The 13,756-nt window shown below is 54.5% G+C and carries 8 protein-coding genes; 4 read left to right on the top strand and 4 right to left on the bottom strand.

Translation table 11 applies throughout. From position 1 onward, the window contains the following. Positions 1-41: 41 nt before the first annotated feature. The 3 genes from EOS97_RS07005 to gltB form a co-directional block, all read right to left on the bottom strand. Positions 42-1,145 carry a YhcG family protein gene (locus tag EOS97_RS07005; RefSeq protein WP_000184305.1) on the bottom strand — a complete coding sequence of 368 codons (1,104 nt, stop codon included), beginning with the start codon at positions 1,143-1,145 and terminating at the stop codon, positions 42-44. A 207-nt stretch (positions 1,146-1,352) separates the two neighbouring features. Further along, positions 1,353-2,771 (bottom strand): glutamate synthase subunit GltD, encoded by a 1,419-nt coding sequence (gltD, locus tag EOS97_RS07000; protein WP_000081636.1) that lies wholly within the window; start codon positions 2,769-2,771, stop codon positions 1,353-1,355. 9 nt (positions 2,772-2,780) lie between these two features. Continuing rightward, positions 2,781-7,241 carry a glutamate synthase large subunit gene (gene gltB, locus EOS97_RS06995; protein WP_023165834.1) on the bottom strand — a complete coding sequence of 1,487 codons (4,461 nt, stop codon included), beginning with the start codon at positions 7,239-7,241 and terminating at the stop codon, positions 2,781-2,783. 670 nt (positions 7,242-7,911) lie between these two features. Here gltB and EOS97_RS06990 point away from each other — a divergent pair. The 4 genes from EOS97_RS06990 to mtgA all read left to right on the top strand — a co-directional run bounded on the left by EOS97_RS06990 (position 7,912) and on the right by mtgA (position 12,876). After that, complete coding sequence (locus EOS97_RS06990; protein ID WP_001176887.1) at positions 7,912-8,841, top strand: TIGR01212 family radical SAM protein; 930 nt, start codon at positions 7,912-7,914, stop codon at positions 8,839-8,841. A gap of 93 nt (positions 8,842-8,934) precedes the next feature. Continuing rightward, a complete protein-coding gene (arcB, locus tag EOS97_RS06985) occupies positions 8,935-11,271 on the top strand; it encodes an aerobic respiration two-component sensor histidine kinase ArcB (RefSeq protein ID WP_000809827.1) in 2,337 nt (778 codons plus the stop codon). Between the two features lie 226 nt (positions 11,272-11,497). Next, complete coding sequence (gene elbB / locus EOS97_RS06980) at positions 11,498-12,151, top strand: isoprenoid biosynthesis glyoxalase ElbB (protein WP_000719811.1); 654 nt, start codon at positions 11,498-11,500, stop codon at positions 12,149-12,151. Then, positions 12,148-12,876 (top strand): monofunctional biosynthetic peptidoglycan transglycosylase, encoded by a 729-nt coding sequence (gene mtgA, locus EOS97_RS06975; RefSeq protein ID WP_000044646.1) that lies wholly within the window; start codon positions 12,148-12,150, stop codon positions 12,874-12,876. The genes elbB and mtgA overlap by 4 nt, the downstream gene beginning before the upstream one ends. A gap of 74 nt (positions 12,877-12,950) precedes the next feature. Here the strand turns inward: mtgA and yrbL are convergent, their stop codons facing one another. Further along, the gene (gene yrbL / locus EOS97_RS06970; protein ID WP_000602199.1) at positions 12,951-13,583 is read right to left on the bottom strand and encodes a PhoP regulatory network protein YrbL; all 633 of its coding nucleotides are present in this window, start codon (positions 13,581-13,583) and stop codon (positions 12,951-12,953) included. Positions 13,584-13,756: the final 173 nt, after the last annotated feature.

The raw sequence follows: 13,756 nt of genomic DNA, 5'->3' as shown, positions 1-13,756 counted from the left end.
ATGATATTTTTTTGATAATTATTCATGGCATTAATGGTTCGCTAGTTTTTCTCCGTTGTCAGTGAACCACCGCGTGTGAGTTGAGTTTCCAGCATGGTTTGCGAACGAATAAGTTCGTCTGTGAGTAATTTTTCGTCGGGCAACTGCACTTTGTACTCGCTCGCCATGATGGTGTTTGGCAGGCCAGTCAGCGCGTAATGCGCTTCCCCCGCGCCTTTCCCTGCGCACAAAACCAAGCCGACTGGCGGGTTTTCTCCGGGCATTGTCCAGTGCTCTTTGGCATAGTTCAGGTACATATTCATCTGCCCGGCATCCGCATAACCGAATTTGCCTACCTTCAGGTCAACGAGCAACAGGCAGCGCAAGCGACGATGGAAGAACAGCAGATCGACGCGGAACCAGCTGTCGTCTATGCGTAGTCGGCGTTGGCGGCCAACAAAAGCAAAATCGTCACCAAGTTCCAGCATAAAGTCCATCAGGTGGCTGAGCAGCGCGTCTTCGAGATCTGATTCGGAATACTCGTCCTTCAGGTTAAGAAATTCCAGTATGAACGGGTCGCGTATGGCTTGCTCCGGCAAAACGTTTGGCTCGGCGGGGGCAGGCTGCTGCAACATGGCGGATTTGTCGTGGGACAGTAGTGTTCGTTCGTAAAACTGAGTGGCGATTTGCCTGTCGAGCTGCCTAACTGACCAGCCGTTACGTAGCGTCTCTTTCTCGTAAAAAGTGCGGGCATCGGGATTTTTTACCGACAAGAGGCGGACATACGCTGACCAGGGGAGAGGGAATGTTTTGGCGAGCGGTATGAGATTTGAAGATTCCGCAGACAGTGTCTGCGGAATTTCAATATGTTGAAAACAAAGATAAAATGTACGGATTTGCCATAGGTTTCTGGTGGAAAAACCGCGCTTATAGCGCTGACTTAAATCTACCGATAATCGTTCGATAAGCTGAGTACCATAGGCCGCTCGCGCTTCTCCTCCCTGTTCAAATTCGACAATACGTCGGCCAATTTCCCAGTAGGTGGCAGTCATAATGGCATTGATGCTGCGCACGGTCTCGGTACGTGCCGTATCGACCAGACGAATAATACCGTCATGAATTTGCTGATATTCATCAGACTGTGGCGCTAAAGTTGGATTCGTCATGTCATCCCTTACGTGATAGTTTCATTGTGAAATTAGAACGCTATCAATACGCTTCAGGCGTAAACGGATCAATCTATGAACGGATTTTACATGGCATTACATCTCGATTTACGAGCGGGTTTCCAGAATCGGCAGGAGAGATATTGAGGAGAGGAATATCGGTTCCCCAGCCATCAGCACAAGGCATCAACCGGGGAGCCGGAAGGGTTACACTTCGAGGTAGTTCATAATCCCGTCAGCCGCCTTACGGCCTTCGGCAATCGCCGTTACCACCAGATCGGAACCGCGCACGATGTCGCCACCGGCGAAGATTTTCGGGTTGCTGGTCTGGAAAGCATTATCGCTGCGTTCCGGCGCGATAATTCGTCCCTGCGAGTCCAGTTCCACGCTGTGTTTCGCCAGCCATTCCATGCTGTGTGGACGAAAACCAAACGCCATCACCACCGCATCAGCCGGAACCACATGCTCGGAACCGGCGACGATATCCGCCCGTCGACGGCCTTGGGCATCCGGTTCGCCCATTTCAGTGCGCACCATTTTTACGCCGCTCACTTTGCCGTTGGCATTGACTTCAATGCCCAGCGGTTGAACGTTAAACTGAAACTCGACACCTTCCTCGCGCGCGTTTTTCACTTCGCGTCTGGAACCCGGCATGTTCTCTTCATCACGACGATAAGCACAGGTTACGTGCGTTGCGCCCTGGCGTATGGAAGTGCGTACGCAGTCCATTGCGGTATCGCCGCCGCCCAGCACCACCACGCGTTTGCCTTCCATGCTGACATATGGTTCGTCGCTGGTTTCGCCAAACCCCATGATCTGCTTCGTATTGGCGATCAGGAACGGCAGAGCGTCGAAAACCCCGTCCGCATCTTCATTTTCCAGCCCGCCGCGCATCGACTGATAGGTGCCGACGCCAAGGAATACCGCATCGTAATCTTTCAGCAGATCTTCAAGCTGTACATCACGACCCACTTCGGTATTAAGTTTGAACTCAATACCCATGCCGGTGAAGATCTCGCGACGACGGGTCATCACCTCTTTTTCCAGTTTGAAAGCTGGAATACCGAAGGTCAGCAGGCCGCCGATTTCCGGATGGCGATCAAAGACCACCGCCTTCACGCCGTTGCGGGTCAGCACGTCGGCGCACGCCAGCCCTGCCGGACCTGCGCCGATAATCGCTACCCGTTTGTCCGTCTGGCGCACGCCGGTCATATCCGGGCGCCAGCCCATTTCGAACGCTTTATCGTTGATATAGCGCTCAATGTTACCGATGGTCACTGCGCCGAACTCATCGTGCAGCGTACAGGAGCCTTCGCACAGGCGGTCCTGCGGGCAGACGCGGCCACACACTTCCGGCAGGGTGTTAGTCTGGTGCGATAGCTCTGCCGCCTCAAAAATACGCCCTTCGTTAGCCAGTTTCAGCCAGTTCGGGATGTAGTTATGTACCGGACATTTCCACTCGCAGTAGGGATTCCCGCAGGACAAACAGCGATCCGCCTGGGCTTTCGCCTGACCTTCAGAAAACGGTTCGTAGATTTCAACAAACTCGATCTTACGGATCTTCAGCGGTTTCTTCGGCGGATCAACGCGCTGCAGGTCGATAAATTGATAAACATTCTGGCTCATTTCAATTCCTTACTGCGCCTGCACGCGCAATTCTGCCGCACTACGACTACGGTGGCCCAACAGGGCTTTGACATCGCTGGACTTGGGCTTCACTAACGCGAATTGGGTTGAGAAGCTTGACCACCTGGACAGGATCTCTTCGCCGCGTTGCGAACCAGTATGCTGTACGTGCTCGGTGATCAGGCCGCGCAGATGCTCTTCGTGGATAGCCAGCGAATCAACGTCCAGTACTTCTACCAGTTCCGGGTTCACGCGTTTACGGAATTCGCCATCTTCGTCCAGCACATAGGCGAAGCCGCCGGTCATGCCCGCGCCGAAGTTAACGCCGGTTTTACCCAGCACGCAGACGATGCCGCCGGTCATGTATTCACAGCCGTTGTCGCCGATGCCCTCTACTACGGTAATCGCCCCGGAGTTACGCACGCCGAAACGTTCGCCCGCGCGGCCCGCCGCGTACAGACGGCCACCGGTCGCTCCATACAGGCAGGTGTTGCCGATAATGCTGGCTTTATGACTGAGGAAGGCGGAACCTACCGGTGGTCTGATGGCGATCAAACCGCCTGCCATACCTTTACCGACATAGTCGTTGGCATCGCCAGTCAGATATAACTCTACGCCGCCCGCGTTCCACACGCCAAAGCTCTGGCCTGCGGTACCGCTGAAGTGTGCTTTAATCGGATCGGAAGCCAGCCCCTGATCGCCGTGGGTCTGTGCGATGTAGCCGGAAAGCGACGCGCCGACGGAACGATCGGTGTTGCGGATGTCGAACCAGAAGGTTTTGCTCTGGCGCGCATCGACAAACGGTTTCGCCTGCTGCAACAGTTGCGCATTCAGCACGCCGTTATCAAACGGCGGGTTATTTTCGGTGCAGTACAGCGCTTTACCCGGATGAGGTTCAGCGGTTTCCAGTAGACGAGACAGCGCCAGCTTCTGCTGTTTAGCGGTGAAGCCCTCCAGCTCTTTCAGCAGGTCGGTGCGGCCAATCAAATCCACCAGGCGGGTCACGCCAAGCGAAGCCATCAGCTCGCGCACTTCGCGGGCGATAAATTCAAAGTAGTTGGTTACTTTGAACGGCAGGCCGTGATAGTGGTTCTTACGCAGTTTTTCATCCTGCGTCGCCACGCCGGTTGCGCAGTTGTTCAGATGGCAAATGCGCAGGTATTTACAGCCCAGTGCCACCATCGGGCCGGTGCCGAAGCCGAAACTTTCTGCACCGAGAATTGCCGCTTTGATGATATCGACGCCGGTTTTCAGACCGCCGTCCACCTGCAGACGAATCTTGTGACGCAGACCGTTGGCGACCAGCGCCTGCTGCGTTTCGACCAGACCCAGTTCCCACGGACAGCCAGCGTATTTCACCGAAGAGAGCGGGCTGGCGCCGGTACCGCCGTCGTAACCGGCGATAGTGATCAGGTCCGCATAGGCTTTCGCCACGCCGGTCGCGATGGTGCCAACGCCCGGTTCGGACACCAGCTTCACGGAGATCATCGCCTTCGGGTTGACCTGTTTGAGGTCGAAAATGAGCTGCGCTAAGTCCTCGATAGAGTAGATATCGTGGTGCGGCGGCGGGGAGATCAGCGTCACGCCCGGCACTGAATAGCGCAGTTTAGCGATATACGGAGTGACTTTATCCCCCGGCAACTGACCGCCTTCGCCCGGTTTCGCGCCCTGCGCGACTTTAATCTGAATCACATCGGCATTGACCAGGTACGCTGGCGTCACGCCAAAGCGACCGGAAGCCACCTGCTTGATGCGCGACACTTTATTGGTGCCGTAGCGCGCCGGGTCTTCGCCGCCTTCGCCGGAGTTGGAGTTGCCACCGAGGCTGTTCATCGCTTCCGCCAGCGCTTCGTGCGCTTCCGGACTTAATGCGCCAATAGACATGGCTGCGGTATCAAAGCGTTTAAACAGCTCACTGGCGGGCTCAACCTCGTCGATAGTCACCGCCTCGCCGTCTGGATGTATCGCCAGCAGATCGCGCAGCGTTGCCGCCGGACGCTCATTGACCAGTTTGGCGTATTCCTGATAATCGCTGTACTCGCCGCTCTGTACCGCCTGTTGCAGGGTACGCACGACATCCGGGTTATAGGCGTGATATTCGCCGCCGTGGACGTACTTCAGCAGGCCGCCCGGGCTAATGGGTTTGCGCGCCAGCCAGGCGCGTTTGGAGAGATTCAGCAGATCCTGCTGGAAGTCATCAAAGCTCGCGCCGCCGATACGGCTGACCACGCCCTGGAAGCACAGGTTTACCACATCATCGTGCAGCCCGACCGCTTCAAACAGTTTGGAGCAGCGGTAAGAGGCAATGGTCGAAATGCCCATTTTGGACATAATCTTGTACAGCCCCTTGTTGATGCCGTTACGGTAGTTCTGCATCACGGTACGGTAGTTTTTAGCGATGGCCTGGGTATCAATCAGGCGCCCCAGCGTTTCGTAGGCCAGGTACGGATAGATGGCCGTTGCGCCAAAGCCGAGCAGTACCGCAAAGTGATGCGGATCGCGGGCGCTTCCGGTTTCTACGATGATGTTGGCGTCGCAGCGCAGGCTTTGTTCCACCAGACGCGTTTGCACCGCGCCCACCGCCATCGGCGCGGGCACCGGCAGGCGATTCTTACCGATATTGCGATCCGAGAGGACCAGCAACACGGTGCCGTTACGCACCATCTGTTCCGCTTTATCGCACAGCGCCTTAACCGTCGCGTCCAGTGTGGTTTCGGTGACATCAAAGGTAATGTCAAGCCAGTCGGCGCGGTAGTGATGCTCGCTCATGGTAGTGAGCTGTTTGAAATCGGAGTACAGCAGAATTGGCGATTTAAAACTCAGGCGATGGGCCTGACCTTCCGCTTCGCAGAAGACGTTCATTTCGCGACCGATGCTGGTGGCGAGCGACATGACGTGCGCTTCACGCAGCGGGTCGATAGGCGGGTTAGTGACCTGCGCGAACTGCTGGCGGAAGTAGTCGTAAATAATACGCGGCTGGCTGGAGAGCACGGCAAAGGGGGTGTCGTCGCCCATTGAACCGACGGCTTCCTGGCCGTTTTCGCCCAATACGCGGATAACCGAGTCCAGCTCTTCGGCGCTGTAGTTAAACTGTTTCTGATAGCTGGCGAGCAGGTCATCGTCCAGTTCGCGGCTACCGACTTCTTCATCTGGCAACTCTTCAAACGGCACCAGACGGCGAACATTCTTTTCCATCCACGCTTTATACGGATGGCGGCTTTTCAGATCGTCATCGGTTTCCGCGGAATGCAGAATACGTCCGCCGCGGGTGTCGATCACCATCAGTTCGCCTGGGCCGACGCGGCCTTTCTCGACCACTTCATCCGGCTGATAGTCCCAGATACCGACTTCGGAGGCGCAGGTGATCAGCTTGTCTTTGGTAATGACATAGCGTGCCGGGCGCAGGCCGTTACGGTCAAGGTTACAGGCGGCGAAGCGCCCGTCGGACATCACGATGCCTGCCGGACCGTCCCACGGCTCCATATGCATGGAGTTAAAGTCAAAGAAGGCGCGCAGATCCTGGTCCATATCGGGGTTGTTCTGCCAGGCGGGCGGCACCAACAGGCGCATGGCGCGGATAATGTCCATCCCGCCTGCCAGCAGCAGTTCCAGCATGTTGTCCAGCGAGCTGGAATCCGAACCGGTTTCGTTAACAAACGGCGCAGCGGACTGTAAATCCGGGATCAGCGGCGTCTGGAATTTATAGGTACGGGCGCGCGCCCACTGGCGGTTGCCGGTGATGGTGTTAATCTCGCCGTTATGCGCCAGGTAGCGGAACGGCTGCGCCAGCGGCCAACGCGGCACGGTGTTAGTGGAAAAGCGCTGGTGGAACAGGCAGATGGCCGATTCCAGACGCAGATCCGCAAGATCCAGGTAGAAGCGCGGCAGATCCGCCGGCATACACAGACCTTTATAAATGTTGACCAGGTTCGACAGGCTGCATACGTAGAAATCTTTGTCGTTCTGCAGGCGTTTTTCAATGCGTCGGCGGGCGATAAACAGACGGCGCTCCATATCGCGCGGACGCCAGCCCGCCGGAGCGTTGACAAAAATCTGCTCAATACGCGGCAGGGAGGAGAGGGCGATTTCACCGAGCACGCCTTCATTGGTTGGCACATCGCGCCAGCCGACAATCGATAGGGTTTCCTGTTGTAATTCTTCTTCGACAATATGGCGTGACGCGGCGGCCAGTTCAGGATCTTTATTCAAAAAGATCATCCCGACGGCGTAGTTTTTGGCTAAGCGCCAGCCGCGCTCTTCGGCCACGATGCGAAAGAAACGGTCAGGTTTTTGTAACAGCAAGCCGCAACCGTCGCCGGTTTTACCGTCGGCAAGGATCGCGCCACGGTGCTGCATCCGGGCCAGCGCGTGTATGGCGGTACGCACTACCTTGTGGCTAGGTTCGCCTTCTATGTGGGCGATCAGGCCGAAACCACAGTTATCCTTCTCAAGGGATTTATCGTACAACATATCAGTGAACCTCCCCAGGCTCTACGGGACGCTCTCCCAACCGACGGCGCGCGGGCACAGCAAGAGCATGGCGACGGGGCTGGCGCATCATACGCTTACCTCGCATTCGCCCTCTTTGTGTCCTTTGCGCATTGGTAAATACGGTTAAGAGGGAATCTCAATTACTGCATAAATATGATGAGCAGACGGCTCATCCAGAAAGCTTCCAGCGGATCCCCAACTTATCGGGAATCCACACCCAGGTCAAATGGCAAACTGATTTATGCAAAAGTGTGCTGTAGCACAGATAACTTTTTGAATCTGTTGAAATTAAAAGGTTTTTATAGAAGGGCTGCTAATACGGAGCGGCAGAAAGCCTGTGATCTGTCTCACTATAAGAGCCGCTCGCCAGGCATTATCTGACCTTGCTTTTTCAAAAATCTTGGCATTTTATGCTGTTTTAAGCGTGAGCAGTATTGAATGCTACTGTTTTTATCGATGACCCAGCAAACGCTGAAAAAAGAGGGGAATATCAGGAAAAATCATCAGCGGGATTATGAATGAAATATCGTTTATTTTGCTTGATTATGCAATGGATAAAAGCCTTCCGGGACGATTGATCCAGGTCATCGCCAAAGGAGACTAAAAATGGCAGGCTTTGGCCTCTTTTTAAGAGGCGGTCTATCAGATTATGCAGTTACAGAAATTAGTCAATATGTTTGGTGGGGATCTTTTACGTCGGTATGGGCAAAAGGTTCATAAGCTGACGCTTCATGGCGGTTTTAGCTGCCCTAATCGCGACGGCACCATCGGGCGTGGCGGTTGCACCTTCTGTAATGTCGCCTCTTTTGCCGATGAGGCGCAGCAGCATCATTCGATTGCCGAGCAGCTTGCGCATCAGGCGCATCTGGTGAACCGCGCTAAACGCTATCTGGCCTATTTCCAGGCCTACACCAGCACCTTTGCGGAAGTGCAGGTGCTGCGTTCCATGTATCAACAGGCGGTCAGCCAGGCCAGTATCGTCGGGTTATGCGTCGGTACGCGTCCGGATTGCGTCCCGCAGGCAGTAGTAGATTTACTGTGTGAATATAAAGATCAAGGCTACGAGGTGTGGCTGGAACTGGGATTGCAAACCGCGCACGATAAAACCCTGCGCCGAATTAACCGCGGGCATGACTTCGCCTGCTATCAGCGTACCACCCGGATTGCCCGGGAGCGCGGGCTGAAAGTGTGCGCGCATCTGATTGTGGGGCTGCCGGGCGAAGGGCAGGCAGAATGCCTGCAAACCATGGAGCGTGTGGTGGAGACGGGCGTTGACGGTATTAAACTGCATCCGTTGCATATTGTGAAAGGCAGTACGATGGCCAAAGCCTGGGAAGCGGGGCGGCTGAACGGCATCGAACTGGACGACTACACGCTAACGGCAGGTGAGATGATTCGTCATACGCCGCCGGAGGTGATTTATCACCGAATTTCAGCCAGCGCTCGCCGTCCGACGCTGCTTGCCCCGCTGTGGTGCGAGAATCGCTGGACGGGGATGGTTGAGCTGGACAAATACCTGAATGAGCATGGCGTGCAGGGCTCTGCGCTGGCCCGTCCCTGGATACCACCTGTAGCGTAGCGTGATGAGGGGCGCTACGCATATTTCGCACAATATTCAACGCGGTTCCCATAATTGGGTATTATGTGCGAAGTTGTGGTGAAGGAATCCTCTATGAAGCAAATTCGTATGCTGGCGCAATACTATGTCGACCTGATGATGAAATTGGGTCTGGTGCGCTTTTCCATGCTCCTGGCGTTGGCATTGGTGGTGCTGGCGATTGTCGTGCAGATGGCGGTGACCATGGTGTTGCATGGTCAGGTTGAAAGTATCGACGTTATTCGCTCCATCTTTTTTGGCCTGTTAATTACGCCCTGGGCGGTCTATTTCTTATCCGTTGTTGTTGAACAACTGGAAGAGTCAAGGCAGCGACTGTCGCGTCTGGTGCAAAAGCTGGAGGAGATGCGCGAGCGCGATCTCAAGCTTAACGTACAGTTGAAGGACAATATTGCCCAGCTTAATCAGGAAATTGTCGATCGCGAAAAAGCGGAAGCGGAGCTGCAAGAGACATTTGAACAGCTAAAAGTAGAAATTAAAGAGCGTGAAGAGGCGCAAATCCAGCTAGAACAGCAATCCTCTTTTCTGCGCTCCTTTCTGGACGCCTCGCCGGATTTGGTTTTTTATCGTAATGAGGATAAAGAGTTTTCCGGCTGTAACCGCGCAATGGAATTGCTAACCGGCAAGAGCGAAAAACAGCTGGTGCATTTGAAGCCGGAAGATGTGTACTCTCCCGAAGCGGCGGAGAAAGTCATTGAAACCGATGAAAAAGTATTCCGCCATAACGTCTCCCTGACCTACGAACAGTGGCTGGATTATCCGGACGGACGAAAGGCCTGCTTTGAAATTCGTAAAGTGCCTTATTACGACCGTGTCGGTAAACGTCATGGCCTGATGGGATTTGGTCGTGATATTACCGAACGTAAGCGTTATCAGGACGCGCTGGAACGCGCCAGCCGCGACAAGACCACATTTATCTCTACCATCAGTCATGAGCTGCGCACTCCGCTTAACGGCATCGTCGGTTTAAGCCGCATCCTGCTGGATACCGATCTCACCGTCGAACAGGAAAAATACCTTAAAACAATCCATGTCTCCGCCGTGACGTTAGGCAATATTTTCAATGATATCATTGATATGGATAAGATGGAGCGGCGTAAGGTTCAGCTTGATAACCAACCGGTTGATTTCACCAGCTTTATGGCCGATCTGGAAAACCTTTCCGGTTTGCAGGCGCAGCAAAAAGGGCTACGTTTTGTGCTTGAGCCGACGCTGCCGCTGCCGCACAAAGTCATTACCGACGGAACGCGTCTGCGCCAGATTTTATGGAATTTGATCAGCAATGCGGTGAAGTTTACTCAGCAGGGCCAGGTGACGGTGCGGGCGCGCTATGATGAAGGCGACATGCTGCACTTTGAAGTGGAAGATTCCGGGATCGGCATTCCGCAGGATGAGCAGGATAAAATTTTCGCCATGTATTATCAGGTGAAAGACAGTAACGGCGGCAAACCGGCAACGGGTACCGGTATCGGGCTGGCGGTCTCCCGTCGGCTGGCGAAAAATATGGGCGGCGATATTACCGTTTCCAGTCTGCCGGGCAAAGGATCGACCTTTACGCTAACGGTTCATGCGCCAGCGGTGGCGGAAGAGGTGGAGGACGCCTTTGATGAAGACGACATGCCGCTGCCCGCGCTGCATGTTCTGCTGGTCGAAGATATTGAACTGAACGTGATTGTGGCGCGTTCAGTACTGGAAAAACTGGGGAACAGCGTGGATGTCGCGATGACCGGCAAGGCGGCGCTGGAGATGTTCGCGCCGGGCGAATATGACCTGGTCTTACTGGATATTCAGCTACCGGATATGACGGGTCTGGATATCGCCAGAGAACTAACCCGTCGCCACACGCGGGAAGATTTACCGCCGCTGGTAGCGCTTACGGCTAACGTTCTGAAAGATAAAAAAGAGTATCTGGACGCTGGTATGGACGATGTGCTGAGTAAGCCGCTGTCGGTGCCAGCCTTAACCGCGATGATTAAAAAATTCTGGGATGCCACCGATAAAGAGGAGAGTACCGTGACGCCTGAAGAGAGCGATAAAGCGCAAGCGCTGCTGGATATCCCGATGCTGGAACAATACATCGAGTTGGTTGGGCCTAAATTGATCACCGACGGTCTCGCGGTGTTTGAAAAAATGATGCCTGGCTATTTAAGCGTGCTGGAGTCCAATCTGACGGCGCGTGACAAAAAAGGCGTTGTTGAGGAAGGGCATAAGATTAAAGGCGCCGCCGGTTCGGTAGGGCTGCGTCATCTGCAACAACTTGGCCAGCAAATCCAGTCGCCGGATCTTCCCGCCTGGGAAGATAATGTCGCGGAATGGATTGAAGAGATGAAGCAGGAGTGGCAGCACGATGTCGCGGTGCTGAAAGCCTGGGTGGCAAACGCGGAAAAAAAATGACCCCGGTTTGACCGGGGTGCGCGAATACTGCGCCAACACCAGGGAAATCGTGGCTGCGCCGTGCTTATTATGATGATGTCAAAGGCGCAGTCCTGTTTTCAGGCCGCACGCAGTTAAGATAGCAAATCCTAAATGATTTGTTACATGAATCATTTAAATGTGTGAAGCGTAGCATTTTAATCAAAATTATTAATGGGCTTGAGTCGGTTGCAGGAGGATGTTCACCATGAAAAAAATTGGCGTAGTGCTCAGCGGATGCGGCGTCTATGACGGCGCCGAAATTCATGAGGCCGTTCTGACGCTGTTGGCCATTGCCCGCAGCGGCGCGCAGGCTGTCTGCTTCGCGCCGGATAAACCACAAGCGGATGTTATTAATCACCTGACCGGCGAAGCGATGGCGGAAACGCGTAACGTCCTGATTGAGGCGGCGCGTATTACGCGGGGCGATATTCGTCCCCTGTCCCAGGCTCAGCCAGAGGAGCTGGATGCGCTCATTGTGCCTGGTGGTTTCGGCGCGGCGAAGAACCTGAGTAATTTCGCCAGCCAGGGGAGCGAATGCCGGGTGGATAGCGATGTCGTCGCGCTGGCGAAGGCCATGCACCAGTCCGGCAAGCCGCTGGGATTCATCTGTATCGCGCCCGCAATGTTGCCGAAAATCTTTGACTTCCCGCTACGTCTGACAATAGGGACGGATATTGATACCGCTGAAGTACTTGAAGAGATGGGCGCCGAACACGTACCTTGCCCGGTTGATGATATCGTTGTGGACGAGGATAACAAGGTCGTGACCACCCCTGCCTATATGCTGGCGCAGGATATCGCCCAGGCGGCAAGCGGCATTGATAAATTAGTGTCGCGCGTGCTGGTTCTGGCGGAATGAGCAAACGACGCATCGCGCCGTTAACGTTTTTGCGCCGTTTACTTTTACGTATCCTTGCTGCGCTCGCCGTCTTTTGGGGCGGCGGCATTGCGCTGTTTAGCGTGGTTCCGGTGCCTTTTTCGGCGGTGATGGCGGAACGGCAGATTAGCGCCTGGCTCGGCGGAGAGTTCGGTTATGTGGCGCATTCTGACTGGGTCAGTATGGCGGATATCTCGCCGTGGATGGGGCTGGCGGTAATTGCGGCGGAAGACCAGAAGTTCCCTGAGCACTGGGGCTTTGATGTTCCGGCGATTGAAAAAGCGCTGGCGCATAATGAGCGGAATGAGAGCCGTATTCGCGGCGCCTCTACGCTTTCGCAGCAAACGGCGAAAAATCTCTTTTTATGGGATGGACGCAGTTGGCTGCGCAAAGGTCTGGAGGCCGGGCTAACGCTGGGCATTGAAACTGTCTGGAGCAAAAAGCGCATTCTCACGGTTTATCTGAATATCGCGGAGTTTGGCGATGGTATTTTCGGCGTGGAGGCTGCGGCGCAACGGTATTTTCATAAACCTGCCAGTCGCTTGAGTATGTCTGAAGCCGCGTTGCTGGCGGCGGTATTGCCAAATCCGTTACGCTATAAGGCGAATGCGCCTTCCGGCTATGTGCGTAGCCGGCAGGCGTGGATTATGCGCCAGATGCGCCAACTGGGCGGGGAATCTTTTATGACGCGCAACCAGCTTAATTAATTTTGCCGATTGGCGGCGCGAACGCCTTATCCGGCCTGCGATCTGTGTCGTCCAGGCCTGATAAGTACAGGCCATTAAGCTTCGTGAGAAGTAAGCGCCAGCCGTTTCTTGTCTTTTGGCTGCGCGCCCCTCTCCAGGGCAACGGTCAGCGCAGGCTGGGCGATAAACCGCTGCCACACTCTCTCCAGTTTGCGTTCACAGCACCATGTTGACCAGGTTGCCAGCGGGATAAAGGTACTTTCCCCCAGATTGTCGCAAACCACCGGAACCACTTCTGACTCGCTGATACGCTGGCACAGGATGTTTTGCGGCTTCAGCGACATCGTCACAATATGGTTATCCAGCAGGTAACGTTTCAGTTTTTTCAGTAGCCGCCGCAGGACAGCGACATCCTCTTCATAACGACATTGCGCGGCGAACTCGGTCAGGGTAATAGAGGGCGCGCCGTTGAAATCGGTAATCATGTCGTAGACATAGCCAGTGCCGCAATCGGTTTCTACCGTGCCGTAATAACGGGGGATAGCGCTCCAGTCTGTCAGGTAGCGAGACAGATGCGCATAGTAGCTCAGTTCACGCCGAATCTCTTTATCACCGCCGTGGTCACGGTTGTAAATGACTTTTATGCAACGCCGGGCATTATCCGGATGCGTATAGCATTTACGATGTCGACCGGCGCCCAGCGGAGTCTGTTTCGATAAGAGGATCATGACAAGTCCTGGAAAAATTTATTCACATAAATTTAGTATGGACAAAGAACTTAAACAAAACCTAAACGAAATTTTTTAAGGTTTTCTTAATGTTTTTATGCATAGGTAAAGCGCACGAAATGTACAAATCTTACGAAAGGGTGGGGCTGCGGGACAAGTGGCAGGCAGGCGTA

Source organism: Salmonella sp. SSDFZ54 (assembly GCF_004010735.1).
Taxonomy (GTDB): Bacteria; Pseudomonadota; Gammaproteobacteria; order Enterobacterales; family Enterobacteriaceae; genus Salmonella; species Salmonella enterica.
Note: the sequence above shows the minus strand (reverse complement) of the source record. Positions and strands in the feature narration are given on the sequence as shown.

Coding starts and splice junctions, on each gene's coding strand:
- EOS97_RS07005 (WP_000184305.1), bottom strand. CDS start 1,145: ATGACGAATCCAACTTTAGCGCCACAGTCTGATGAATATCAGCAAATT.
- gltD (WP_000081636.1), bottom strand. CDS start 2,771: ATGAGCCAGAATGTTTATCAATTTATCGACCTGCAGCGCGTTGATCCG.
- gltB (WP_023165834.1), bottom strand. CDS start 7,241: ATGTTGTACGATAAATCCCTTGAGAAGGATAACTGTGGTTTCGGCCTG.
- EOS97_RS06990 (WP_001176887.1), top strand. CDS start 7,912: ATGCAGTTACAGAAATTAGTCAATATGTTTGGTGGGGATCTTTTACGT.
- arcB (WP_000809827.1), top strand. CDS start 8,935: ATGAAGCAAATTCGTATGCTGGCGCAATACTATGTCGACCTGATGATG.
- elbB (WP_000719811.1), top strand. CDS start 11,498: ATGAAAAAAATTGGCGTAGTGCTCAGCGGATGCGGCGTCTATGACGGC.
- mtgA (WP_000044646.1), top strand. CDS start 12,148: ATGAGCAAACGACGCATCGCGCCGTTAACGTTTTTGCGCCGTTTACTT.
- yrbL (WP_000602199.1), bottom strand. CDS start 13,583: ATGATCCTCTTATCGAAACAGACTCCGCTGGGCGCCGGTCGACATCGT.